Below are 23519 nucleotides of genomic sequence, written 5' to 3' on the forward strand. Positions count from 1 at the left end.
CCGGGTCAGGCGTGCAGGGCGCGGAGGACCCGGTACAGCTCCTCCTTGGCCTCGAAGCCGATGCCGGGGATGTCGGTGAGTCCGACGCGGCCGTCGCGGACGGCGGCCGCGTCGGCGAAGCCGCCGGTGGGCCGGAACTCGCCGGGGTAGGACTCGTTGCCGCCGAGGTGGAAGGCCGCGGCGATGTGCAGGGAGAACTGGTGGCCGCCATGGGGGACGCAGCGGCGTGCCGACCAGCCGTGGCGGGCGAGCAGGTCGAGGACGCGGCGGTACTCGACGAGGCCGTAGGAAAGCACGGGGTCGATCTGGACGGTGTCGCGGTCGGGGCGCATGCCCGCGTAGCGCAGCAGGTTGCGGGCGTCGGCGAGGGAGAAGATGTTCTCGCCGGTGGCCAGCGGGCCGTGGTAGCCCTCGGCGAGCGTGGCGTGCAGGGCGAAGTCCAGGGGGTCGCCCGGTTCCTCGTACCAGAGCAGGTCGTACGGGGCGAGGGCCTCGCCGTAGCGGAGCGCGGTGTCCAGGTCGAAGCGGCCGTTGGCGTCGACGGCCAGGCGGTGGCCGTCTCCGTCGAGCACCGACAGCGCCGCCTCGATCCGCCGGAGGTCCTCGGCGAGCCCGGCGCCGCCGATCTTGATCTTCGTGACGCGGTAGCCGAGGTCGAGGAAGCGGCGGATCTCGTCCTTGAGTTCGCGCGGGCCCTTGCCGGGGGCGTAGTAGCCGCCCGCGGCGTAGACGAACACGTCCGGGTCCGGCTCGCCGAGGCCGTGGCGGCGGGCCAGCCAGTGGTGCAGCGGCAGGTCGTCGAGCTTGGCGGCGAGGTCGAACAGGGCCATGTCGACCACGCCGACGGCGACCGGCCGTTCGCCGTGGCCGCCCGGCTTCTCGTCGTGCGTCATCACGTCCCACGCCCGCGCCGGGTCGATGTTCGTGCCGTCCTCGGTCAGCAGGTCCTTCGGCGGGGCGTCGAGCAGCCGGGGGACGACGCGGCGGCGCAGGATCTCGCCGACGCTGTAGCGGCCGTTGGAGCTGAAGCCGTAGCCGACGACCGGCCGCCCCTCGCGCACGACGTCGGAGACGACGGCGACGACGGAGCAGTCCATGTTCCGGAAGCTGATGTAGGCATTGCTCATGGACGAGTCGATCGGCACGGTGCCTTCGTGGATGGCGGCGATCCGCGGCACGGTCCACCTCCTTGGGATACGTCATGGGGTACGGCGCGAGGTACGTCATGGGCCGCGGCGCGGGGTAGGTCGTGGGGTACGGCGGCGCCCGACGGTCTCGGCGAGCCGGTCCTCGTCGATCCCGCCGGGTTCCCAGCGCGCGACGGCGAGGGTGGCGACGGCGTTGCCGAGCACGTTGGTCAGGGCCCGCATGAGGGAGAGGAAGCGCTCGACGGACAGGATGAGCGCGAGCCCGGCGACGGGGATGAAGTGCACCGCGGCGATCAGGTTCGCCAGGGTGACGAACGCGGATCCGGTGACACCCGCGGTGCCCTTGGACAGGAAGAGGAACACCAGGAACAGCGTGACCTGGTCACCGAGGCCGAGGTCGACGCCGTACACCTGGGCGATGAACACCGCGGACATGGGCACCACGACCGCGACGCCGTCCAGGTTGAACGAGTAGCCCGTCGGCACGACGAGCCCGACGATGTCGCGCTTGCAGCCGAACTGTTCGAGGCGCTTCATGAGGTGCGGCATGACGGCCTCCGACGAGGACGTGCCGAGCACGATGACCAGTTCGGGGCGCAGCCCCCGGATGAGACGCGGCAGGGACACGCCCACGAGGCGGGTGACCGTGCCGAGGACGAGCGTCAGGAAGACGAGGAGCGTGGCGAGGGCGAGCCCGACGTACTTCATCAGCGCGGTGAGGGCCTCCGGTCCGTACGCGCCGACGGTGTACGACACGGCGCCGAAGACGCCGATCGGCGCGAGGCGGATGACCATCCCGATGATGCGGAAGAAGACGTCGGCGAGGATGCCGCAACCGTGCAGGACCGGGTCCCGCCGGTGCTTGGGCAGTTGGAGCAGGGCGACGGCGAAGAGGATCGCGAACACCAGGACCTGGATGATGTCGCCCTTGGCGAAGGAGTGCACCACGTTGTGCGGTATGAGGCCGAGGAGGAACTCGCCGATCGACTTCTCCTTCGCGCCCTCGACGTAACTGTCGAGGTCACCGGAGGCGCCGGCGGGCGGCGCCACGCCCGTGCCGGGGCGGAAGAGGTTGATCGACGCCATCCCGAGCAGCGTGCCGATGGTGGTGACGATCTCGAAGTACACGACGGCCTTGAACGCGATCCGGCCCGCGGCCTTCATGCCGCCGACCGACACGATCCCGGTGACCACCACCAGGAACACGATCGGCGGAATGGTGAGCCGCACAAGGGAGATGAACGCGTCCGCGAGCGGTTTGAGGTCCGCCGCAGCGCCCGGCGCGAGGATCCCGAACACCGCCGCGACGACGGCCGCCGCGAGCACCTGGAAGCCGGTGTTCCCTGCCGCCCGCCGCCACCGCGGTCGCTCCGGCGGGGTGTCGGCGGTGGTCGTGCTGCCGTTCTCGGTCTGGCTGCTCATGAGCTTCGACCACCCTTCCGGGCACCGGGTCACATGTCCGGCAGGAGGGTGTCGCGGAGCGCGTCCCGGTCGACGCTCAGGCCGAGGCCGGGCGCGCCCGGGATCGTCAGGCGGCCGTCCCGGGGGCGTGGCGATCCCGGGAAGAGGAGCTCGCCGACCTGGGCCATGCCCAGGTGCCACTCGAGGATCCAGCCGTTCATCAGCCCGGCCAGCGTGTGCATGTTGACCAGCGGCCAGCCGCCGCCGTGCGCCACCGGCAGGTTGTAGATCTGCGCCAGGTGCGCGGCCTTGCGCGCCTCGGTGAAACCGCCGCAGTAGCAGGCGTTGGGCTGAAGGATGTCGACCGCCTTGTGCTCGACCAGCTCGCGCAGGCGCCACCGGTGGCCCTCCATCTGCCCGGCCGCGAGCGGGATCCGGGTGTGTGCGCGCAGGTCCGCGAGGGCCCTGGCGTCGTTCTGGTGCAGGGGTTCCTCGAACCAGGTGAGGCCGCAGTCCTCGACGGCCCGGCACAGCAGTTTCGCGTCGACCGGGCTGAGCAGGTAGTTGGCGTCGATCATGAGGTCGACGTCGTCCCCGACGGCCTCCCGGACCGCGCGGATCCGTGCGGCGTCCTCCTGCCAGCCGCCCTTGTCGACGCCGACGACCAGCTTCAACGCGCCGAAGCCCCGGTCGAGTTGGAGGAGCGCGGCCTCGGCGAGCTGATCGCGGTCGTACTGCGGGAAGCCGAACGTCACGTACGTCGGCAGCTCCGTCCTGGCCCCGCCGAGCAGCGCGGCCACCGACCGTCCGGCGTGCTTGCCCGCGATGTCCCATAACGCGATGTCGAGGAGGGACAGGGAGCTCGACACGACGCCGGTCATCGCCCTCGGGTTGAGCGCGCGCCAGATCCGCTGGTGCACGGCCTCGATGTCGCGGGGGTCGAGGTCCTGGACGACGGGCAGGAAGTGCCGTTCGAGGGCGGCGACCACCGACCTGGCCAGGAAGTGCCCGGTGAGTGCGGCACCGGTGAGGCCCTCGTCCGTCTCCACCTCGCAGAAGACGAACTCCCGCTGCTCCTCGCGGCCGTAGCCGTCGACCTTCCCGCTCAGCAGCGGCACCTCGATGGAGGTGGTGTGCACGCTCGCCCGGATGTCCTTGATCCTCATTCCGCACCCCTGGAGTCTCGGCGGCTATGGCGTGGGTCACAGTCTGAGCCATCGAATCGCAAACTGTCAACGATTTGCTTTTCGGGCCCCTTCGAGGTACCTGCGCCCGCACGTGCGACACCAAGGCGCAATCCACCAGGTCAACCACGGTTCACCGGCGGCGCGAAGCCGTGATGGTAAATTGTCGACAGTTTTCGTCTCCGCCCCGAGGAGGTCCGGACCCACCGTGCGGGAGAACTCCGATGCGATGACGGCGCTGGAGCGCCGGGTGGCCGAGCGTCAGGCGACCTCGCTGCCCCACCTGATCGTCGAGGAACTGGAACGGATGATCATCACCGGGGTGCTGCGCGGCGGCGACCGGATCAACGAGTCCGCGCTGGCGATGCGCCTGGGCGTCAGCCGCGGCCCGGTCCGCGAGGCCTGCCGCCACCTGGAGCGGAGCCGCCTGGTGGAATTCCGCGTCAACCGCGGCATGTTCGTCCGGGAGATCACCGTCGACGAGGCCGCCCAGCTCTACGACATTCGCGCCAGCCTGTTCGGCCTCGCCGGGCGCCTGGCCGCCGCGCGCGTCGACGCGGACGAGGCCGCGGCGCTCAGGACCAAGGCGCAGCGTCTGGACGAGGCCGACACCACGGACGACTACTATCCGCGGAACGTCGACCTCCACCGGCACCTGGTGGCCCTGTCCGGCAACCCGAGGCTGGTCGAGCTCTACGACGCCATCTCCAAGGAGCTGCACCTGTTCCGCCGGCACGGGCTCGAGTCGGACGCCGCCCGGCGCACCTCCAACGACCAGCACCGGCACATCATCGACCAGCTGGAGGCGGGCGACGGCGACGAGGCCGCCCGCCTGATGGAGGCGCACATCGTCGCCGGGAAGAACCGCATGCTGGCCGAGCACGGCACGGCGCGTTCCTAACGGCGCGTTCCTAATCGTGTCGCCAGGCGCGCTCCTAGTCGTGTCCCCAGGCGGCCGCGGCCCCCGATGACGCGGGAAGATCTCGGCACCCGCCCCGGTTAGTAGAAACGTGAACGACATCGGGGTACGAGACGCGGACATGACGGACGTCGACGTGGTGGTCGTGGGCGCGGGCCAAGCAGGGCTTTCCAGCGCCTACCACCTGCGGCGCCAGGGCTTCGAGCCGGAACGGGACTTCGTCGTCCTCGACCACGCGCCGCGGCCGGGCGGCGCGTGGCAGTTCCGGTGGCCCTCCCTGACGTACGGCAAGGTGCACGGCATGCACGCGCTGCCGGGCATGGAGCTGACGGGCGCGGACCCGGAGCGGCCCTCTTCGGAGGTCATCGGCGCGTACTTCGACGCGTACGAGCGGCGGTTCGATCTGCGCGTACGGCGCCCCGTAGACGTACACCGCGTCAGCGAGGGCGACGACGGGCGGCTGCTCGTCGAGACGTCCGCGGGGACCTGGTCGACGCGGGCGCTGATCAACGCGACCGGCACCTGGGACCGGCCCTTCTGGCCGCGCTATCCCGGGCAGGAGACCTTCCGCGGCCGGCAGCTCCACACCGCGATCTACCCCGGTCCCGAGGCCTTTCGCGGGCAGCGCGTGATCGTCGTGGGCGGTGGCGCCTCCGGCACCCAGCACCTGATGGAGATCGCGCCGTACGCCGCCGAGACCTGGTGGGTGACGCGGCGCCCGCCCGTCTTCGCCGAAGGCCCCTTCGACGAGGACCGCGGCCGGGCCGCCGTCGCGATGGTCGAGGAGCGGGTGCGGCAGGGGCTGCCGCCGCTGAGCGTGGTGTCGGTCACCGGGCTTCCGGTCAACGACGCGGTGCGCGAGGCGCGCGCGAACGGCGTCCTGGACCGGCTGCCGATGTTCGACCGGATCACACCGGGCGGCGTGGAGTGGGACGACGGTCGGCACGTCGAGGCGGACGTCATCCTCTGGGCGACCGGATTCCGCGCGGCGATCGAGCATCTCGCCCCGCTGCGGCTGCGGGAGCCCGGCGGCGGGATCCGCATGGACGGCACGCGAGCGGCCGCCGATCCCCGTGTTCACCTGGTCGGGTACGGCCCTTCGGCCAGCACCATCGGTGCCAACCGGGCGGGGCGGGCGGCCGTGCGGGACATCGTGCGGCTGCTCGAGGGGGCGCCGGTGGCTGTGTGAGGCGAGGTCGGCTCCCCTGGCGAGGTCAACTCCCTTTGGATACGGGGGACTTGGACGCCCGGGACTCGACCGGCGGAACCGCGAGCAGCGTGCGGTAGTGCCCCGCCGGATACGGCTCCCCCACCGGCCCGCCCTCGGCCTCCACCCAGGCGTGTGCCTGGAACGGGCTGGTCCGCACCCCCGTGCACCACGTCGGCCACCCCCCGCGGCTCCGGCACAGCAGGGCCGTCGCGATGGACCGCTGCAGACAGGCCTGACCGGCACAGCGCAGGCTGACGGACACGACGTCGCGGCGCGCCGCGAGCGTCTGCTCGGCCGTGGCGGGCCGGGCCCCGCGGCGCAGGAACTCCAGGACCGCGCGCACCCGCGCCGGGCGGCGGCCCGCGAGCAGCCGGGCCACCATGACGGCGAGCAGCGGCAGCACCCTGCGGTGCGGGGGCAGCCGGTCCCGGGCGGACAGGGCGACGGGGGCGCTCACCGCGACTCCACCACGATGCGGGCGGCACGCAGTTCGTCGACGAGGCGGGACACGTCGCGGTGCGCGGCGTCGGGGGCGGCGCGGTGGCGCGCGGTCAGCTCCTGGGCGGCCTGGTCGTGGGTGCGGCCGTCGAGGAGGTGCTTGAGGACCAGGACTCCGGTGGGGTTCAGCTGCCAGTAGCGGCCGGTGCGCTGGTGGAGCAGGACGGCGCCGTCGTCGGTCTCGGCCAGCGAGACGTCGGGATGCAGGGTCAGGGACATCAGTGCCTCGCAAGGGGTAGCGGTCGGCGTGCGGCGCGGGCCCAGGACTCGCAGCCCAGAAGCTGTTCGACGGCGATGTCGCGGGAGGAGTCGGCCTGCGGGGCGAGGAGGTAGCCGCGGACCGCGGCGGGGTCGATGAGGCCCATGTCGGCGAGGACGGAACCGGAGTCGAGGGAAGAGCCGGGGACGGAACCGGAGTCTCCGTCTCCGATGGCGTCCGTGGGGCCGACGGATCCGGCCGCCCCGACGCCCCCGACGCCCCCGACGCCTCCGGACGACCCGGCGAACACGTCCAGGATCGCCGAGAGGTTCCGCTTCCGGCCGACCCGCAGGTCCTCGCTGAAGTCGCCCTTGGTGGTGCGGTCCAGGATCACGTCGGGGACGAGGCCGCGCAGGGAACGGGCGAGCAGCGGCTTGTACTGCCACGGCGTGATGCGTTCGTGGAGGCGCACGGCGAGGACGGCCTCGACGACCCGGTCGTCCAGGAAGGGCTGGTGCAGCCGGACGCCCTCGGCGGCGAACAGGCGGGCCACCTGGCGGTACGCGGGCGAGGTGATCCGCAGCGCCGCGAGGCACTGGTGCTGTCCCCGGTCCTCGGCGAAGGGCCGGGCGTCCTCGGCGGCGGCCCGCAGGACCGTGCGGGCGGCGTCGACGGCGGCGTCGGTGGCCCAGGCGGGAGCGCGCAGGGGAGCCAGTCCCCAGCTCAGCGAGGGGAGCCTGGCGGGCGGCCGCGGGCTGGTGAGGCCGTCGGCCTGGGCGCGCCACCACTGGGCGATGCTCTCGTCGCGGGCGAGCTGGGTGAGGCAGCCCCACAGCGGCCAGCGCCCCAGCGCCCGGCCGCCGCGCAGGTGCCCGAGCAGGGTGAGGGGGTGGCGGCGGGCGAGGCGGTGCAGGTAGCCGGTCATGCGGCCGAAGAGTTCGTCGGCGCCGTGGCCCGCGAGATGGTGCCGCGATCCGTGGTCGGCCAGGACGCGTGCGGTGTGCCGCATGCGGGCCTGGGTGCGGGTGTAGAGGTAGGGCCGTTCGGTGTCGGCGAGGGCGGCCGGATCGGTGAAGACCGGAGGCAGTTCGTCCTGGGCCACCACCAGATGGCGCGCGCCGGGCAGTTCGCGTGCCGCGTGCGCGGCGAAGCGGGCGTCGTCGTTGGCCGCCTCGGCCTCGGCCCAGCGGAAGGTGAGCAGGCCGGGGGTGTGCCGCGCGGCGAGGAAGGCCAAGGAGGTCGAGTCCATGCCGCCCGACATGTCGGCACTGAGCCCGCCACGGCTGAACGGCGCCGTGGCCTCGCCGGCGCCGACGGTCTCGTACGAAGCCGGGTCCACGCCGAGCCCACCCGCCCCGTGCAGAGCCGGGTCCACGCCGAGCCCCACCACCCCGTACAGAGCTGGGTCCACGCCGGACCCGCCCGCCCCGTACGCATCCGCACGCGCGCGGGGGCTCGCACTGTCCTCGTACGCATCCGCACGCACACCGGACCCCGCACCGTCCTCCCCCGCGCCCCGCACTCCGTTCACCGCTTCGAGCAGTGCCTCCCGTACCGCCGACGCGCCTTCCTCCAGGCCGAGTTCAGGGGTGGGCGGCTGCCACCAGCGCCGTTCGCGTGCCCGGTCCGGTTCCAGGGTCAGGCAGTGGTCGTGCGGCACCGTGGACACGCCCGACCAGGTGCTGCGGTCGGCGAGCGGGGGCGGCAGCATGCCGCCGCACACGACGCGCAGGGCCAGCGTGGTCTCGTCGATCCCGGCGCCGGTCAGCGCCGCGAGCACGTCGGCGCGGTCGGCGGCGACCGGGATCCCGCCGTCGAGGCGGGTGTGGAACACCTGCCGCAGGCCGGTCACGCCGCCCTGCACCCGGGTGGCGTGCCCCGCGGCGGCCACCAGGTGGAAGCTGCCCGGCAGCTGCCGCGCCAGCGCGTCGACGTCGGCGAGCGTGCGCAGCCGTCGGCACAGCCGCTCCAGGTGGTCGGTGGTGACCGGGCAGCGCCCGATCACCACCACCCGCACCGGCCCCACCGTCACGTGCCGGATCTCGTCCGGCTCCCAGCTCCCCACCAGCCACAGGTGGCCTGACGGATGGGGGATCAGCCGGGGCGCCGCGAAGGGGTACGCGTCGCAGAGCGAGGACGTACCCGGCGTATCCGGAAGCACGACGAAACCGGCGCTCATCTCACACAGCCTCAGTTCTCATCGATCTCGATCTCAACGCATGTCATCGCATCTCGTCGAATCTCATCGAATCTCGTCGGACTCAACAGGACGTGGCCGCAAGGCTGCTGTGGTGGGGAACTTTCACCAGCCCTGCTCGCCGAGGACGTCGTTGTGCCGGGTGCCGAAGCCCAGCGTGTCCTCGGAGAACTCGCCGACGGCGATGAGGGCCGGCGGCTCGTAGCTCACGGCCGTGTCGCGCTCGTCGATACCCGTCTGCTCTTCCATGGAATTCCTCCTGGTAGGTGCCCTGACAGATGAATGAGCCCTCGGCACGAGGGCTCAGGTGGCGCGCGGCAAGAAATCGAACTGCTTGCCGGATAGCGGACTACCCCTCAACTCACCCGTCTACACCGTCACTTCCGCCACAGCAGTTCCTCAGCCCTCGGACGGCGTCCGCCGCCGCACGGCGAGGGGACGGCGGCACGACGGCGACCGGGGCGCTCCGGCGGCCCGCTTCGTCAGCACCCGGATGTGGTCCGTGAAGTCGGCGTCCGGCAGGGGGAGTTCGAGGTCGGGGTCGACGTAACTGACGGCGGACGCGACGTAGTCCATGACGGCGCCCACCACGGCGGGCCTGGTGTGCGGCCCCGCCGCCCGCTCGGAGACCTTGAGCCGGCTGAGCACGCGCAGCGTCGTCGGCACGCTGCGGTCCGTCTGCACGGGCGGGTGGTCGAGGGGGAAGCCGGGTTCGGGAGCGCCGCGCGGGGCGTCGCAGGACCCGGGCGGCCGGGCCGTGGTGGGCGTCTGCTGCTGCCACCAGGTCGCCTCGCCCTGCTCCCCGAGGGAGAGGTGGTGCAGGTAGAGGCAGTAGGTGGCGGGGGTGTCGCCGGCGCCCGCGGCGTACTGCCACCAGAAGCGGGCCGAGTCCTCCGCGCCGCTCAGCTGCAGGATGCAGCCGAGGACCCGGGCCCCGGGCGGCTTGGGCAGCGCCTTGGTGAGGAAGTCGCTCAGCGAGGTGACCGCCGCGGTGGTCACGACCGCCTCGCACAGGCTCTGCAGATCCCGCGCCGCGGCCCGGGCCACGCCGTCCTTCCGGGCGCGGCCCGCCAGGGAGACGGTGGCGCCGGGAAGGACGGCGCCGGAGGCGTATCCGGCACCGGCGGCAAGACCGGCGCCGGTGGCCGCGAGGCGTCCCACGGCGGGGCTCGCGCCGGTGCGGGGCATGCGCACGTGGTCGTAGGGGGTGTCGGCCTCGTCGAGGAGCCGGGCGCGGGCGAGCAGTTCGTCAATCGCTGCGGTCACCGGGGTGTCCCTCCTGGCTGACGGTGCGGAGGCGCCCGTCGAGGTGGCGCCGGGCGTGCCGGGCCGTGGAGCGCACGGCCGCGAGCGGGACGCCGAGGACGGCGGCGGCCCCGGCCTCGTCCATCCCGCGCAGATGCAGCAGCACCATCACGTCGAGCTGTCCGGCGGGCAGCCTGCGCACCGCGTCGAAGAGGAACATCGACTCCTCGATCTGCGCGACGGGGTCGGCGGCCGTACGCAGGGCGACGGTGTCGAAGGCGGCCTCCACCAGGGCGGGGCTGCCGCCGGGGTGGGGCGTGCGTTCCATCACGGTCTGGCGCAGGATCTGCCAGGCGAACCGCTCGGGATTGTCGCTGGCCAGCGCCTCGTCCCAGAGGAAGAGCAGCAGGATGAAGACGTCGTTCACGGCGCGGCGGGCCTCGGGGCGGCGGCGCAGGAAGGTGAGCGCGTAGCCGGTGTAGGCGTCGCGGTACAGGTCCTGGAACGCGGCGAAGTGCAGTGGAAGGCGGTCGTCGGCGGACAGGCCGTCCCCCTGCAGGCAGTTGTTTATCCAGATGGTGCGCTTGTTGGCCTCGCGGGCGGCGAGCGCCCACAGTGCGCGCATGTCCGCCATCGACGGGGCGGGCCAGTGCAGTGCGGTGAGCAGGCTGCGCGTGAACTCCCAGCGCGGATAGCGTCCCGCGGCGCGCAGCAGCTCGGATATCTTCGACCGGGACCAGCCCGTCTCGCGTTCGAGCTGACCGATGGTCAGGCCGCTGGCCTGGTAGGACCCGCGCAGCGGCTCCAGCCAGGCGCGGTGGGCCGGCCCGGTCCCGGCCGTGATCGGCCCGAGTTTGCGGCCCCGCTTGCTGCGCGGGATGCCCTCGGGCGATTTGGGCTGGGCGTTCACCCGGCGGCCTCCTCACCCCGGGCAGTCGCCAAGGGGCCCTGCTCGTCTAACTTGTCCAGCCTGTCTCGCCTGTTCATCAGGCTCCTCATGTACGTCAGAAATGTGCTTGTGGAGATGACCGAGAGCCCAGCATGGGACCTCCGGGCAGCCTCGGCGACTGAAACTGGCGATCGGGGAACAATCAGTGACGCAAGCTGACTCAAATCGAGGCGGGGCAGGACCAGTTACTGAACGAACGTCAGTACCGGAGCCGACAGAAACGCAGGACCGGGGCCGTCGGACACTCGCCCGACGGCCCCGACGGCCCCGGCGGGCAGGCCGGAACGGGACCGTCAGGCGCGCGCGAAGCGGCCGGTCAGGGCAGGTAGAGGGTGTAGAGCAGCTTGTCCGGCACGACCGGCGGCGGGTTGCCCTGGAGCACGCCCGTGGTGGCGTTGTCGACCAGGCCCTTCTTCACCTGTGCCGGGGTGTCCGCGGGCCGATGGCCGAGGTGGAGCGCGGCGGCGCCGGCGGCGTGCGCGGTCGCCATCGACGTACCGCTGAGCGTGGCCGTGGCGGTGTCGCTGTCCTTCCAGGCCGAGGGGATCTGGGCGCCGGGCGCGAACAGCGACACGCACTTGCCGTGGTTGGAGGAGGGCGTCACCCTGTCGGAGCGGTCGCTTCCGCCGACGCTGATGGTCTCGGGCACCCGGGAGGGCGAGGTGGAGCAGGCGCCGCCGGACTGGCCGGAGCTGCCCGCCGAGACGGTGTACGTGACGCCCGAGGCGATGGAGTTGCGCACGGCCCGGTCCAGGACGTCGCTGGCCGCGCCGCCCAGGCTCATGTTCGCGACGGCGGGCTTCGCGGCCTTGGCCGTCACCCAGTCGACGCCCGCGACGACGCCCGAAGTCGTCCCCGATCCCTGGCAGTTGAGGACGCGCACCGCCACCAGCTCGGCCTGTTTGGCCACCCCGTACGTCGTGCCCGCGGCGACGCCGCCGACGTGGGTGCCGTGGCCGTGGCAGTCGTTGCCGTTCTGTCCGTCGCCGACGGTGTCGGTGCCGACCGTGGCCCGGCCGCCGAACTCCTGGTGCGTGGTGCGCAGTCCGGTGTCGATGACGTACACGCTGACGTCCGGCGCGGTGGTCCGGTACGTGTACGTCGTGGACAGCGGGAGGCGCCGCTGGTCGATGCGGTCGAGCCCCCAGGGGGCGTTGGGCTGGGTCTCGTCGGCCGCGGCGGGATGCGCCTGTGTCGCGCCGACGCGCACGCGGGTGTCCTGGCGGACGTACGCGACGCGGGGGTCGGCGGCCGTGCGGGCGGCCTCGGCCCGGCTCATCCGTGCGGAGAAGCCGTGCAGCGCCGCCCGGTACACATGGCCGAGCCGCGCCCCTTCGGCCCGCCCGAGCAGGTCGCGCGCCACGGCGGACACGTCGGCCGTCGCGGCGCCCGCGAGCTCCTTGAGGACGACGATCCAGCCGTCCGGCACCGCGGCCTCACCGGGAGCGGCCGGCCGTAACTCCCCCTCGGGGGCGGCCTGCCCGGCCTGGGCGGATGCGGGAACGGCGCCGAGCTGGAGACCCGCGGCGAGCAGCGCGGCGGACAGCGCCACCGCTGCCGGCCGACGGCGTGGGGACATTCTCTTCTGTCTCATCTGCGGTGCACCTGAACCTTTCGCTGGTCCGGCGGAAAAACGCACGCCAGAGTCTCGCGCGGGTCAGGGCGGCACAAGGCCCACCGCTCAGCGGGCGGCGGCTTGCTGCCCGTTCCGGTTGAACTCGGCCACGTTCCGCTGCTGCTCCTCGTAGTCCGCGGTGAACCGCGTGTCCCCCGGCTTCACCGTCACGAAGTACAGCCAGTCCCCCGGCGTCGGGCTGGTCGCGGCGCGCATGGCGGCCTCGCCGGGGTTGGCGATCGGGGTCGGCGGCAGGCCCATGCGGGCGTAGGTGTTGTACGGGCTGCTGATCTTCGTGTCGCGGCTGGTGGTCTTCAGCGTGGAGCGGTTCAGGGCGTAGTTGATGGTGGAGTCCATCTGCAGCGGCATGCCCCGGTCCAGGCGGTTGTAGATGACGCGGGCGACCTTGCCCATGTCCTCCTTGGTGTCCGCCTCGGCCTCGACCATGCTCGCGATGGTGATGGTCTGGTAGATGTTCACGGCGTTGCGGTCGGCCCCCGCGGTGACATGGCCGCCGCTGAACTTCTTGTTCGCGGTGTTGACCATGTACGACAGGACGGAGGCGGGCGTCGACTGGGAGCCGATGGGATACGTCGCGGGGAAGAGGTAGCCCTCGGGGTTGCCGCCCGCGTCGCCCGGGAGCTTGAGGTCGGTCTTGGAGACGGCCTTCTTGGTCGTCCCGGCCGGCACGTCCAGGGCCTTGTCGACCGCCTCGTACACCTGGCCGGAGCGCCAGCCCTCGGGGACGGTCAGCGTCTTGGGCCGGGCTTCGTCAGAGCTCGTGAGGGGCGGCAGCATCGGCACCGCCACGGCGGCGCCCGCCGCGACGGCGCCGATGGCGGTCAAGGCGATCCAGCCCCGGCGCGTCAGCCGGATCGTGCCCCGTTTCGTGCCCCGTGGCGGGGTCGTGTTGTACATGCGGGAACGCTAACCCGACATTCCTCATATTTGCTGCATATCGCTGCTCCGCTCGCCCCACTGCCTCATGTCACCGGCTCCAGTCGGGCGTCCCGGCGCACCAGCGCCGCGTACCGGCCGCCCTGGTCGAGGAGTTCGCCGTGGGTGCCGCGCTCGGCCGTCCGGCCGGAGTCGAGGACCACGATCTGGTCGGCGTCGCGGACCGTCGACAGGCGGTGGGCGATGGTGAGTGTCGTCCGGTTGGCCGACAGGGCGTCGATGGCCTGCTGCACGGCGTGCTCCGTGCGGGTGTCGAGGGCGCTGGTCGCCTCGTCGAGGATGAGGACGGGCGGGTCGCGCAGGATCGTGCGGGCGATGGCCAGGCGCTGCTTCTCGCCGCCGGAGAAGCGGTGGCCGCGCTCGCCGACCACGGTGTCGTACCCGTCGGGCAGGGACGCGATGTGGTCGTGGATCTGAGCGGCGCGCGCCGCCGCGTGCAGCTCGTCGTCCGTGGCGTCCGGCTTGGCGAAGCGCAGGTTCTCCGCGACCGAGGCGTGGAAGAGATACGTCTCCTGGGAGACGACGCCGACCCCGCGGGCGAGGGTGTCGAAGTCCAGGTCGCGCACGTCGACGCCGTCGAGCGTGACGCGGCCGCCGGTGACGTCGTACAGCCGCGGCACCAGGTAGCTCAGCGTCGACTTGCCCGAGCCCGTCGGCCCGACGACCGCGAGGCTGCCGCCGGCGGGCACCGTGAGGTCGATGCCGTCGAGAACGGGGGCGCCGGGGGCGCCCTGCTCGCCGTACTCGTCGCGGTCGTTCTGGTCGTCGTAGCGGAACGAGACGTTCTCGAACCGGACTTCGCCCTTGATGGTCTCCAGGCGGACCGGGTCCCGGCGTTCGGTGATGTCGATGGGCAGGTCCAGATACTCGAAGATGCGCTGGAACAGCGCCAGGGAGGTCTGGATCTGCACCCCGGTCGAGAGCAGGCTCACCGTCGGGCGGAACAGTCCCTGCTGGAGCGAGACGAAGGCGACGAGCGTGCCGATCGAGACGGTGGGGCCGCCCATCTGGAAGGCGAGACCGGCGCTCCAGTAGATGACCGCGGGCATCGCGGCCATCACGATCGTGATGACGGCCATGCGCCAGCGCCCGGCCATGTTGGAGCGGACCTCGAGGTCGACGAGTTCTTTGGACTCCTCTTCGAAGGAGCGGGTCAGCGAGTCGGCGCGGCCCATGGTGCGGCCGAGCAGGATGCCGCTGACGGACAGCGACTCGGTGACCGTGGCGGCCATCGCGGCCATCTGTTTCTGCCGTTCGGTGGCGATCTTCTTGCGTTCGCGGCCGACCCGGCGGCTGATCCAGGCGAAGACCGGGAGCAGCAGGAGCGAGACAGCGGTCAGGCGCCAGTCGAGGGCGAGCATCGCGACGACCGTCGCGATGACGCTCGTCAGGTTCGACACCAGGGATGTGGCCGTGGACGTGACCGTCGCCTGCATGCCGCCGATGTCGTTGGCGATCCGCGACTGGACCTCGCCGGTGCGGGTGCGGGTGAAGAAGGCGAGCGACATGCGCTGGAGGCGGCCGTACACCGCGGTGCGCAGGTCGTGCATGACCTGCTGGCCGACGGTCGTGGAGATCAGGGTCTGCAGGACGCCGAAGACGCTGGTGACGACCGCGCTGAGGATCATGCCGAGCGCGAGCAGGCTCAGCAGGCCCGTGCGGCCCTCGGGGATCGCGGTGTCGAGGATCTCCTTCAGGAGGAAGGGGGTGGCCACCGAGACCAGGGACGCGGCGCAGACCAGCAGGCCCACGAGCGCGAGACGGGCGCGGTAGGGACGGAAGAGGCGGAGGATCCGGCGCAGTTCGCGGGGCTGCTCCGGGGCACGTTCGCGTGGCTGCTCCGGGGCAGGTTCACGGGGCTGCTCCAGGGCGGGTTCGCGGGACTGCTCCGGGGCAGCGGATGCGGCTGACGCAACGGATTCGTCGGGCTCGGGAGTCCGGTCGGACCCGGGGTTCCACTTGGGTTCGTCGTGACGCAATGGGCTCCTACGGGAGTGCGACGGGGGCCGGGCACGGGCAGGCGGCCGCGCGGCCGCACCTGCGTCGGCCCGCGCCGCCGGCGCACCGGCGATGACCATGAGAGCGTAGCTCATTGTTACCTATACTCACAATGGACCTGGTCCTGATAATGTTCGGTCATGAGCAACCCGGACACCGACGGACTTCTGGCCGAGCAGCTGCTGCGGCTGACCCGTCGGCTGCACCGCATTCAGAAGCGCCATCTCGAGCCCATCGGCATCACGCCGGCCCAGTCCCGCCTGCTGCGCACCCTCGCGCACTATGAGACGCCGCCACGGATGGCCGACCTCGCGGAGCGTCTCGAGGTCGTGCCGCGCGCCGTGACCAGCGTGGTCGACGGCCTGGAGGCGGCCGAGCTGGTGCGCCGCGTCCCGGACCCCACCAACCGCCGGGTCATCCGCATAGAGCTCACCGACGGCGGGCTCAAGGCGCTCGGGCGGCTGCGCGGCGCGCGCCGGGCCGCCGCGGAGGACATCCTGGCTCCGTTGGACGCCGAGCAGCGCGAGCAGCTCGGCGGCCTGCTGGACGCCCTGTTCGACGTGCCGGAGCGCCACCGCTGCTGACCCCGCCGGGGCCGCAGCCGAGCCGCGAGGAACCGCAGCCGATCCACCGATCTGCCGAGGAGCCGAGGAGAGGCCATGCCCCTGCTGGAGCCGGACCCCGACGCACTGCGCCCCGCCCGCGACGGCCGCGCGCCGTCCTCCGACCGGGTCCCCGACCGGCAGGCCGCCGGCACCCCCGAGCCGCTGCGCGGTGAGCTCACCGCGATCCTCGGCCCCGACAAGGTCCTCACGAAGGTGTCCGACCTGGTGCGGTACGCGTCGGACGCGAGCCCGTACCGCTTCGTGCCGCAGGTCGTGGTCGTCGCCGAGGACATCGACGACGTCTCGGCCGTCCTCTCCTACGCGCACGGCCGGGGCCGCGAGGTGGTCTTCCGCGCGGCCGGCACCTCCCTCAACGGCCAGGCGCAGGGCGAGGACATCCTCGTCGACGTACGCAAGCATTGGGCGGGCGTCGAGGTCGTCGACGGCCCCGAAGGCGCTTTGCGGGCGCGGATCGGGCCGGGCACGACGGTGGTGCGCGCCAATGCCACGCTGGCCCGCCACGGGCGCGTGCTCGGCCCGGACCCGGCGAGCGCGATCGCCTGCACCATCGGCGGCGTCGTGGCGAACAACGCCTCCGGCATGACGGCGGGCACCACCCGCAACTCCTACCGCACGGTGGCGTCCCTGACGTTCGTGCTGCCGTCCGGCACCGTCGTCGACACGGCGCACCCCGACGCGGACGACGAGCTCGCGCACGCCGAACCCGCCCTGTGCGCGGGCCTGCTGGAGATCAAGCGCGAGATCGAGGCGGACCCGGAGCTCACGGCCCGGATCCGCGCGAAGTACGAGATCAAGAACACCAACGGCTACCGCCTGGACGCGTTCCTCGACGGCGCGACACCCGTGGAGATCCTGCGCGGCCTGATGGTCGGCTCCGAGGGCACTTTCGGCTTCATCTCCGAAGTCGTCTTCGACACGCTGCCGCTCGACCGGCACGTGTCGACCGCTCTGCTGTTCTTCCCGTCGCTTCCTGCCGCCGCTGCCGCCGTGCCGCGGTTCAACGAGGCGGGCGCCCTGGCGGTGGAACTGATGGACGGCAACACGCTGCGCGCGTCGGTGAGCGTGCAGGGAGTGCCGGCCGACTGGGCGCGGCTGCCGAAGGACACCGCAGCGCTCCTGGTGGAGTTCCGCGCGCCGGACGAGGCACGGCAGGAGGCCTACGAGGCGGCGGCCGCGCGGGTCCTCGACGGCGTCTCCCTGGTGGCGCCCGTGGCCTCCGTGACCAACGAGTTCACCCGTGACCCGAAGGCGATCGCGGGCTACTGGAAGGCCCGCAAGGCGTTCGTGACGGCCGTCGGCGGCTCGCGCCCCGCGGGCACGACGCTCATCACCGAGGACTTCGCCGTGCCCCCGTCGCGACTCGCGGACGCCTGCGAGGCGCTGTTGGAGCTCCAGACGCGGCACGGCTTCGACGCGGCCGTCGCCGGGCACGCGGCACACGGGAATCTGCACTTCCTGCTCGCCTTCGACGCGGGCAGACCCGCCGACGTGGAGCGGTACGCCGCGTTCATGGACGAGTTCTGCCGGCTGACCGTCGAGCGGTTCGACGGCTCGCTGAAGGCCGAGCACGCGACGGGCCGCAACATCGCGCCGTTCCTGGAGCTCGAATGGGGCCCGAAGGCGACGGAGCTGATGTGGCGCACGAAGCGCCTCATCGACCCGGACGGCGTGCTCGCGCCGCGCATCGTCCTCGACCGCGATCCGCAGGCCCATCTGCGGGGCCTGAAGACCATCCCGAAGGTGGAGCCGATCGCCGACCCGTGCATCGAGTGCGGCTTCTGCGAACCGACGTGCCCCAGCGAGGACCTGACGACCACACCGCGCCAGCGCATCGTGCTGCGCCGCGAGATGATGCGGCAGCAGCCGGGCTCCCCGGTCGAGGACGGCCTCGTCGAGGCGTACGGCTACGACGCCGTGGACACCTGCGCCGGCGACTCCACGTGCAAGCTGGCGTGCCCGGTCGGCATCGACACGGGCGCCCTGATGAAGGACTTCCGGCACGCCCGGCACTCGCCGCGCGAGGAGAAGGCGGCCGCGCTGGCCGCCCGGAACTTCAAGGCGGTCGAGGCCTCCGCCCGGCTCGCGGTGGCCGCCGCCGACAAGCTCGGCGCCCGCCTGGGCCGCGGCCGGGGCGACCGCCTCCTGACCGCCGCCACCCGGGCCGCCCGCAAGGCCGTCCGCCCCGACCTGGTCCCCGAATGGCTGCCGGAGGTCCCCGGCGCCGCCCCCGCCCGCCTCCCGCACACCGCGCGCGTGGGCGCGTCCGCCGTCTACTACCCGGCGTGCGTGAACCGCATCTTCGGCGGCCCCGGCGAGGTCCCCCTCGCGCAGGCCGTCGTCGCGGTCTCGGCCCGCGCGGGCAAGCCGGTGTGGATCCCGGACGACGTCGCGGGGACGTGCTGCGCGACGATCTGGCACTCCAAGGGGTACGAGGCGGGGAACCGCGTGATGGCCAACCGCATCGTGGAGGCCGCCTGGGGCTGGACGGCGGGCGGGGCGCTGCCGCTCGTCGTGGACGCCTCGTCCTGCACCCTCGGCATCGCACACGAGGTCGTGCCCTACCTCACGGCCGACAACCGCCTGCTGCACCAGGAACTGACGGTGGTCGACTCCCTCGTGTGGGCCGCCGACGACATCCTCCCCCACCTCACCGTCCATCGCACCATCGGCTCCGCCGTCCTCCACCCCACCTGCTCCATGCGCCACTTGGGCGACGAGCCGCAGCTGCGCGCGGTCGCCGAGGCCTGCGCCGACGAGGTGGTGGTCCCGGACGACGCGGGCTGCTGCGCGTTCGCGGGCGACCGGGGCATGCTCCACAAGGAACTCACCGAGTCGGCCACCCACAAGGAGGCGGCCGAGGTGACGTCCCGCCACTTCGACGCCCACCTCTCGGCGAACCGCCTGTGCGAGGTGGGCATGGACCACGCGACGGGCCGCGTCTACCACTCCGTACTCCTGGAGCTGGAGCGGGCGACGCGGCCGTAACGGATGGGTGTTTCAGCCCGTCGAGGGGGTCCCTCCCTGCTCCTTAAGACCTTGGGGGAGTTTGAGGACGAGGCCGAAGGCCGATCAACGGCGGCCCGTCCGACCCTCGCCGGGACACCCACCCCCTGGGGTCCAGGGGGGCACCCCCTGGTTTCGGGAAGGGGCGGGACTGGGGAATGCCCCGCAGGGCCCCCACCCGCAGAGCCCAACCCGGCCCAGCCCAGCGAAAAGTCCAACCCCCCGGCCACTTCGGCCTCTTGCGCCCCGCTCGACCCGCCATCAGGGTGTCTTCCGCCCACAGGTAGCCACCGCGATGACGGAGGTCCGATGCACGACGAGAACGCGACACCGGCACCCGAAGAGTCCACCGACGAGTCCGCCGGCGGTCACTCCCGGCGTACGGTCCTCCGCACGGCGGGCATAGCCGGAGCGGGCCTCGGCCTCGGCGCCCTCGCCACCGGCACGGCCCACGCGGACGCCCCCGCCGGAGCCCCGGCGGCCCCCGCCGGCACCGCGGAGGCCCCGGCCCGCAAGGGCAAGACCATGATCGGCGTACCGTTCGAGGCCCGCTCCACGGTCCGCGTCGGCATCATCGGCCTCGGCAACCGCGGCGGCAGCATGATCGACCTGTTCCTGGCCCTGCCCGGCGTACGCGTCGTCGCGCTGTGCGACCCGGTCAAGGACAAGACGGCGGCGGCCGCGAAGAAGGTGGTGGCCGCGGGCCAGCCCGCCCCCGCGACGTACACCCATGGCGACCACGACTACGAGAAGCTCTGCGAGCGCGGTGACGTCGACTTCGTGTACGTGGCGACGCCCTGGGACCTGCACTTCGACATGGCCAAGTCGGCGATGCTGAACGGCAAGCACGTCGGCGTGGAGTGTCCGGTCGCGATGCGCCTCGACGAACTGTGGGCGCTGGTCGACCTGTCCGAGCGCACCCGCAGACACTGCCTGCAGTTGGAGAACTGCTGTTACGGCAAGAACGAGATGCGGGTCCTGCGGATGGCGCACGCGGGCAAGTTCGGCGATCTGCTGCACGGCGCGGGCGCGTACAACCACGACCTGCGCGGCCTCATGTTCGACCCGAAGTACTACGAGGGCCCGTGGCGGCGCCTGTGGCACACACGGCTGCGTGGCGACCTGTATCCCAACCACGGCTTCGGCCCCGTCGCCAACTACATGGACGTCAACCGCGGCGACCGCGTCACGCACATCTCCAGCTTCGGCACGCCCTCGCTCGGCCTCGCCGAATACCGCAAGGCGCACATGCCGCCCGGCGACCCGAGCTGGAAGGAGACGTACATCGAGAGCGACCGGACGATCAGCCTCGTACAGACCGCCAAGGGGCGGGTCATCCGGCTCGAGCACGATGTGTCGACGCCGCACCCCTACAGCCGCATCAACAGCCTGGGCGGCACGAAGGGCGTCTTCGAGGACTACCCGGAGCGCATCTACATCGAGCCCGACCACACGGACGACGAGTGGGGCGACTTCGGCAAGTACGCCGCCGAGTTCGACCACTGGCTGTGGAAGGAGCACGCCAACCCGCCCGGCGGGCACGGCGGCATGGACTACATCATGGTGTTCCGGCTGATGCAGTGCATGCGGCTCGGTCTCGTGCCGGACTTCGACGTGTACGACGCGGCGACGTGGACGGCACCGGTGCCGCTGAGCCACGCCTCGATCAAGGCGAAGGGCGCGCCGCAGGCGATCCCGGACTTCACCCGGGGCCTGTGGAAGAAGGCGCGTCCCGGGATGGACTCGGAGAAGCCGAAGGAGTCCTGAACGCGTAGGGGTTCCCCAAGGCAGAGGGGTCGTCAACGCGTAGATGCCCTGAACGCGTTGGAGACCCGTAGGGCAGGGAGGGCCCGGCCGTCGGCGGCCGGGCCCTCCTCTCGCTCAACTCGTCTGCTCCTGCGGCTGCCTGGCCGACTCGCTGTCACCCACCGGCTCGGTGCCACCTACCGGCTCTGCGCCACCCACCGGCTCCGCGCCCTCGCGCCGCGGCGGCTCACCCTGCTCCGGCACGAACGCGATCTCGCCGGCAAGCACCTTCTTCGCCCGGGCCGTGTCGAGCGCGCCCTCCCACCGTGAGACCACGAAGACGGCCACGCAGTTGCCGAGCAGGTTCGTCGCGACGCGCATCGCGTCCATGATCCGGTCCACGCCGAGCAGCAGCGCCACCGCTCCGGCCGGGATGACCCCCAGCGCGGACGCGGTCGCGGACAGCGCGAGGAAGGCCGAACCCGGCACGCCCGCCATGCCCTTGCTGGTCAGCATCAGCACCAGGACGACCGTGACCTGCTGGCCCAGGCTCAGGTCCACCCCGACGGCCTGCGCGATGAACAACGTACCGATGGAGAGGTAGATCGACGCGCCGTCGAGGTTGAAGGAGTAGCCCGTCGGCAGGACCAGGCCGACGGCGTCGTCGCGGCAGCCCGCCTGGCGCAGCTTCTGCATCATGCGGGGCATGACGGTCTCGCTGGAGGCCGTGCCGAGCGCCAGCAGCATCTCCTCGCGCGTGTAGCGGATGAACCTCCACAGGCTCAGGCCGGTGAGGGCCTTGAGGGCGATGCCGAGGAGGACGAGGAAGATCAGGGCCACCGCGTAGCAGACGCCGATGAGTTTGCCGTACGTCGACAGGGCGCCGAGGCCGTACTCCCCCACGAGGTGCGCCGTCGCGCCGAACACGGCGAGCGGCGCCAGCTTCATGATGAAGCCGACGATCGCGAAGACGATCTCCTGCCCCTGCTCGATGGCGGGCAGGATCGCGGGCACCTTGGTGTGGCCGAGGTGCAGCAGGGCCGCGCCCACCAGGCAGGACAGGACGAGGACTTGGAGCAGCGAGTTCTCGGCGAAGCCACCGACCGCGCTGTCGGGCAGGGAGTGCAGGATGAACTCGCTGGTGGACGGCAGCTCGCCGCCGCCGGTCTTGGCGTCGACGGCGGACGCGTCGAGCTGGTCCGGGTCGACGTCCATGCCCGCGCCCGGGCTCGCGAGGTTTCCGGCGAGCAGGCCGACGACTAGCGCGACCGTGGTCGCGATCTCGAACCAGAGGAGGGCTTTCAGGCCGATCCGGCCGAAGGCCTTGAGGTCTCCGGCCTTGGTGATGCCGGCGACGACCACGCAGAAGACGAGCGGCGCGATCATCGCCTTGATGAGCCGTACGAAGCCGTCGCCGAGCGGCTGGACGGCTGTGCCCGCGTGCGGCCACAGCCTTCCGACGAGGACTCCGATCACCAACGCGCAGGCGACCTGCGCGAAGAGTGAGGTACGCAGCGTGCGTGCGACGCGTCGCGGCAGGGACGGTACGGACTGCGGCACGGGCACTCCTGAGGAGGGGCGGACTGATGACGGCTGACAACTTCTGTGATGCGGAAGTTGAATTCCGTAGTCCGCCACTATGAGCGCGTGATCGTCTTCGTAGAAGACCTACGAGCCGGATCCGCCGAGATCTTGGGCGTTGCTCCAAGACCACAGCGGGACATATCGCCTTCAGCCCTTGAGGGCCGCCTTGTCCCCCATCACGACGACCGGGTGCTGCTCCGGGTCGAGCGTGCGCAGCAGGTACCGCATGCCGGACTTCGACAGGCTCACGCAGCCGGACGTGCCGCTGCCGTGGTCCATGTGCAGCCAGATGCTGCCGCCCTTGGTCTGCCCCAGGGGACGCGTCGGGTCGTTGGGCGGGGTTCCCTTGACGCGGTTGTAGTCGATGGCGATGACGTGGTCGAAGTCGTGCCAGTGCGTCTTGGGCCAGTAGTGCGGGGCCTGGAAGGCGGCGGACTTCGTGTACGGGAGTCGGGCGCCGGGGTCGGCGAGGACACCGCCCGCGTCGCTGAGCGTGAACACGCCGACCGGGCTACGCTTGTCGTTCTCGCGGTGGTCGGGGGTCCAGCCCTTCTTGCCGTTGTGGGCGGGCCAGCTGCGGATCTTCTTCCAGGTGGGTGCCGAATGGGCCGTCCCCGAACCGGACTTGCCGCCGCCGGGCTTCCCGCCGGACTTGCCGCCGCCGGACCTCGTGTAGAGGACCACCGTCGCGTCCGCAGAGTCCTTGCCCTCGCCGTAGACCGCCACGACCTGGCGGGAGTTCTCCGGGATCCGTGACTGGAGGGGGTCGCCCACGTCCGGGATGCGCCGGAGGTCGTCGGCGGCGCGGGCGTCCGTACGGCCCGCCTTCCGGGCGCCGCCCTTGTCCCCCGCGTCCCCGTCGTCGTCGCCCGAACCGCCGCAGGACGTCAGGAGGACAGAGCAGACCGCGGCCGCGGCCGCGACTCGCACCACACCGGCTATTCGCATGCGCTCCATCGTCGCACCGGGAACTTCCGGACCCGGCCGAGGACCCCGCGCAGCCCCGTGGAATGGCCGACTCTTTGCCCGGCCACGGAAAA

General features: G+C 72.0%; 19 protein-coding genes. 5 read left to right on the forward strand and 14 right to left on the reverse strand.

What is annotated here, in order from left to right:
- Nucleotides 1-5 precede the first annotated feature (5 nt).
- The 3 genes from AC0KTA_RS01945 to AC0KTA_RS01955 are packed head-to-tail and all read right to left on the reverse strand — an operon-like array spanning nucleotide 6 to nucleotide 3715.
- Nucleotides 6-1178: an enolase C-terminal domain-like protein gene (locus AC0KTA_RS01945; RefSeq protein WP_481053328.1), complete on the reverse strand. Its 1173-nt coding sequence runs from the start codon at nucleotides 1176-1178 to the stop codon at nucleotides 6-8.
- A 45-nt stretch (nucleotides 1179-1223) separates the two neighbouring features.
- Nucleotides 1224-2570, reverse strand: coding sequence for a cation:dicarboxylate symporter family transporter (locus AC0KTA_RS01950; RefSeq protein ID WP_481053329.1), 1347 nt, complete (start codon nucleotides 2568-2570; stop codon nucleotides 1224-1226).
- Between the two features lie 29 nt (nucleotides 2571-2599).
- Nucleotides 2600-3715, reverse strand: a complete 1116-nt coding sequence (locus AC0KTA_RS01955) for a mandelate racemase/muconate lactonizing enzyme family protein (RefSeq protein ID WP_481053330.1) — start codon at nucleotides 3713-3715, stop codon at nucleotides 2600-2602.
- Between the two features lie 226 nt (nucleotides 3716-3941).
- Here AC0KTA_RS01955 and AC0KTA_RS01960 point away from each other — a divergent pair, with 226 nt between their 5' ends.
- Both AC0KTA_RS01960 and AC0KTA_RS01965 read left to right on the forward strand, forming a co-directional pair.
- Nucleotides 3942-4634 carry an FCD domain-containing protein gene (locus AC0KTA_RS01960; protein WP_481053331.1) on the forward strand — a complete coding sequence of 231 codons (693 nt, stop codon included), beginning with the start codon at nucleotides 3942-3944 and terminating at the stop codon, nucleotides 4632-4634.
- A gap of 139 nt (nucleotides 4635-4773) precedes the next feature.
- The gene (locus tag AC0KTA_RS01965) at nucleotides 4774-5841 is read left to right on the forward strand and encodes an NAD(P)-binding domain-containing protein (protein WP_481056277.1); all 1068 of its coding nucleotides are present in this window, start codon (nucleotides 4774-4776) and stop codon (nucleotides 5839-5841) included.
- Nucleotides 5842-5866: 25 nt separating this feature from the next.
- Here AC0KTA_RS01965 and AC0KTA_RS01970 read toward each other — a convergent pair whose 3' ends face one another.
- The 9 genes from AC0KTA_RS01970 to AC0KTA_RS02010 all read right to left on the reverse strand — a co-directional run bounded on the left by AC0KTA_RS01970 (nucleotide 5867) and on the right by AC0KTA_RS02010 (nucleotide 15390).
- Complete coding sequence (locus AC0KTA_RS01970; RefSeq protein WP_481053332.1) at nucleotides 5867-6319, reverse strand: lasso peptide biosynthesis B2 protein; 453 nt, start codon at nucleotides 6317-6319, stop codon at nucleotides 5867-5869.
- Entirely contained in the window at nucleotides 6316-6579 is a 264-nt protein-coding gene (locus AC0KTA_RS01975) for a lasso peptide biosynthesis PqqD family chaperone (RefSeq protein WP_189740694.1), read from the reverse strand. Before AC0KTA_RS01975 ends, AC0KTA_RS01970 begins: the two co-directional genes overlap by 4 nt.
- Entirely contained in the window at nucleotides 6579-8738 is a 2160-nt protein-coding gene (locus AC0KTA_RS01980) for an asparagine synthase-related protein (RefSeq protein WP_481053333.1), read from the reverse strand. Before AC0KTA_RS01980 ends, AC0KTA_RS01975 begins: the two co-directional genes overlap by 1 nt.
- Nucleotides 8739-8861: 123 nt before the next feature.
- The gene (locus AC0KTA_RS01985; RefSeq protein WP_481053334.1) at nucleotides 8862-9005 is read right to left on the reverse strand and encodes a lasso RiPP family leader peptide-containing protein; all 144 of its coding nucleotides are present in this window, start codon (nucleotides 9003-9005) and stop codon (nucleotides 8862-8864) included.
- Nucleotides 9006-9155: 150 nt separating this feature from the next.
- Nucleotides 9156-10022, reverse strand: a complete 867-nt coding sequence (locus AC0KTA_RS01990; RefSeq protein WP_481053335.1) for a hypothetical protein — start codon at nucleotides 10020-10022, stop codon at nucleotides 9156-9158.
- On the reverse strand, nucleotides 10006-10911 hold the full coding sequence (locus AC0KTA_RS01995) for a helix-turn-helix domain-containing protein (RefSeq protein ID WP_481053336.1): 906 nt from the start codon (nucleotides 10909-10911) through the stop codon (nucleotides 10006-10008). The genes AC0KTA_RS01990 and AC0KTA_RS01995 overlap by 17 nt, the downstream gene beginning before the upstream one ends.
- Nucleotides 10912-11266: 355 nt before the next feature.
- Complete coding sequence (locus tag AC0KTA_RS02000; RefSeq protein ID WP_481053337.1) at nucleotides 11267-12544, reverse strand: S8 family peptidase; 1278 nt, start codon at nucleotides 12542-12544, stop codon at nucleotides 11267-11269.
- Nucleotides 12545-12631: 87 nt separating this feature from the next.
- The gene (gene mltG, locus AC0KTA_RS02005; RefSeq protein ID WP_481053338.1) at nucleotides 12632-13483 is read right to left on the reverse strand and encodes an endolytic transglycosylase MltG; all 852 of its coding nucleotides are present in this window, start codon (nucleotides 13481-13483) and stop codon (nucleotides 12632-12634) included.
- A 65-nt stretch (nucleotides 13484-13548) separates the two neighbouring features.
- On the reverse strand, nucleotides 13549-15390 hold the full coding sequence (locus AC0KTA_RS02010) for an ABC transporter ATP-binding protein (protein WP_481056278.1): 1842 nt from the start codon (nucleotides 15388-15390) through the stop codon (nucleotides 13549-13551).
- Between the two features lie 270 nt (nucleotides 15391-15660).
- Here AC0KTA_RS02010 and AC0KTA_RS02015 point away from each other — a divergent pair, with 270 nt between their 5' ends.
- The 3 genes from AC0KTA_RS02015 (at nucleotide 15661) to AC0KTA_RS02025 (ending at nucleotide 20916) form a co-directional block, all read left to right on the forward strand.
- Nucleotides 15661-16104 carry a MarR family winged helix-turn-helix transcriptional regulator gene (locus AC0KTA_RS02015; RefSeq protein ID WP_481053339.1) on the forward strand — a complete coding sequence of 148 codons (444 nt, stop codon included), beginning with the start codon at nucleotides 15661-15663 and terminating at the stop codon, nucleotides 16102-16104.
- Nucleotides 16105-16179: 75 nt separating this feature from the next.
- Nucleotides 16180-19131 carry an FAD-binding and (Fe-S)-binding domain-containing protein gene (locus tag AC0KTA_RS02020; protein WP_481053340.1) on the forward strand — a complete coding sequence of 984 codons (2952 nt, stop codon included), beginning with the start codon at nucleotides 16180-16182 and terminating at the stop codon, nucleotides 19129-19131.
- Nucleotides 19132-19458: 327 nt separating this feature from the next.
- The gene (locus AC0KTA_RS02025) at nucleotides 19459-20916 is read left to right on the forward strand and encodes a Gfo/Idh/MocA family protein (RefSeq protein ID WP_481053341.1); all 1458 of its coding nucleotides are present in this window, start codon (nucleotides 19459-19461) and stop codon (nucleotides 20914-20916) included.
- 114 nt (nucleotides 20917-21030) lie between these two features.
- On the opposite strand, the gene AC0KTA_RS02030 is transcribed toward AC0KTA_RS02025, so the two are convergent.
- Both AC0KTA_RS02030 and AC0KTA_RS02035 read right to left on the reverse strand, forming a co-directional pair.
- On the reverse strand, nucleotides 21031-22455 hold the full coding sequence (locus AC0KTA_RS02030; RefSeq protein WP_481053342.1) for a cation:dicarboxylate symporter family transporter: 1425 nt from the start codon (nucleotides 22453-22455) through the stop codon (nucleotides 21031-21033).
- Between the two features lie 171 nt (nucleotides 22456-22626).
- Nucleotides 22627-23427, reverse strand: coding sequence for a L,D-transpeptidase family protein (locus tag AC0KTA_RS02035; protein ID WP_481053343.1), 801 nt, complete (start codon nucleotides 23425-23427; stop codon nucleotides 22627-22629).
- Between the last annotated feature and the right edge of the window lie 92 nt (nucleotides 23428-23519).

It is taken from the genome of Streptomyces sp. Y309, assembly GCF_056712025.1.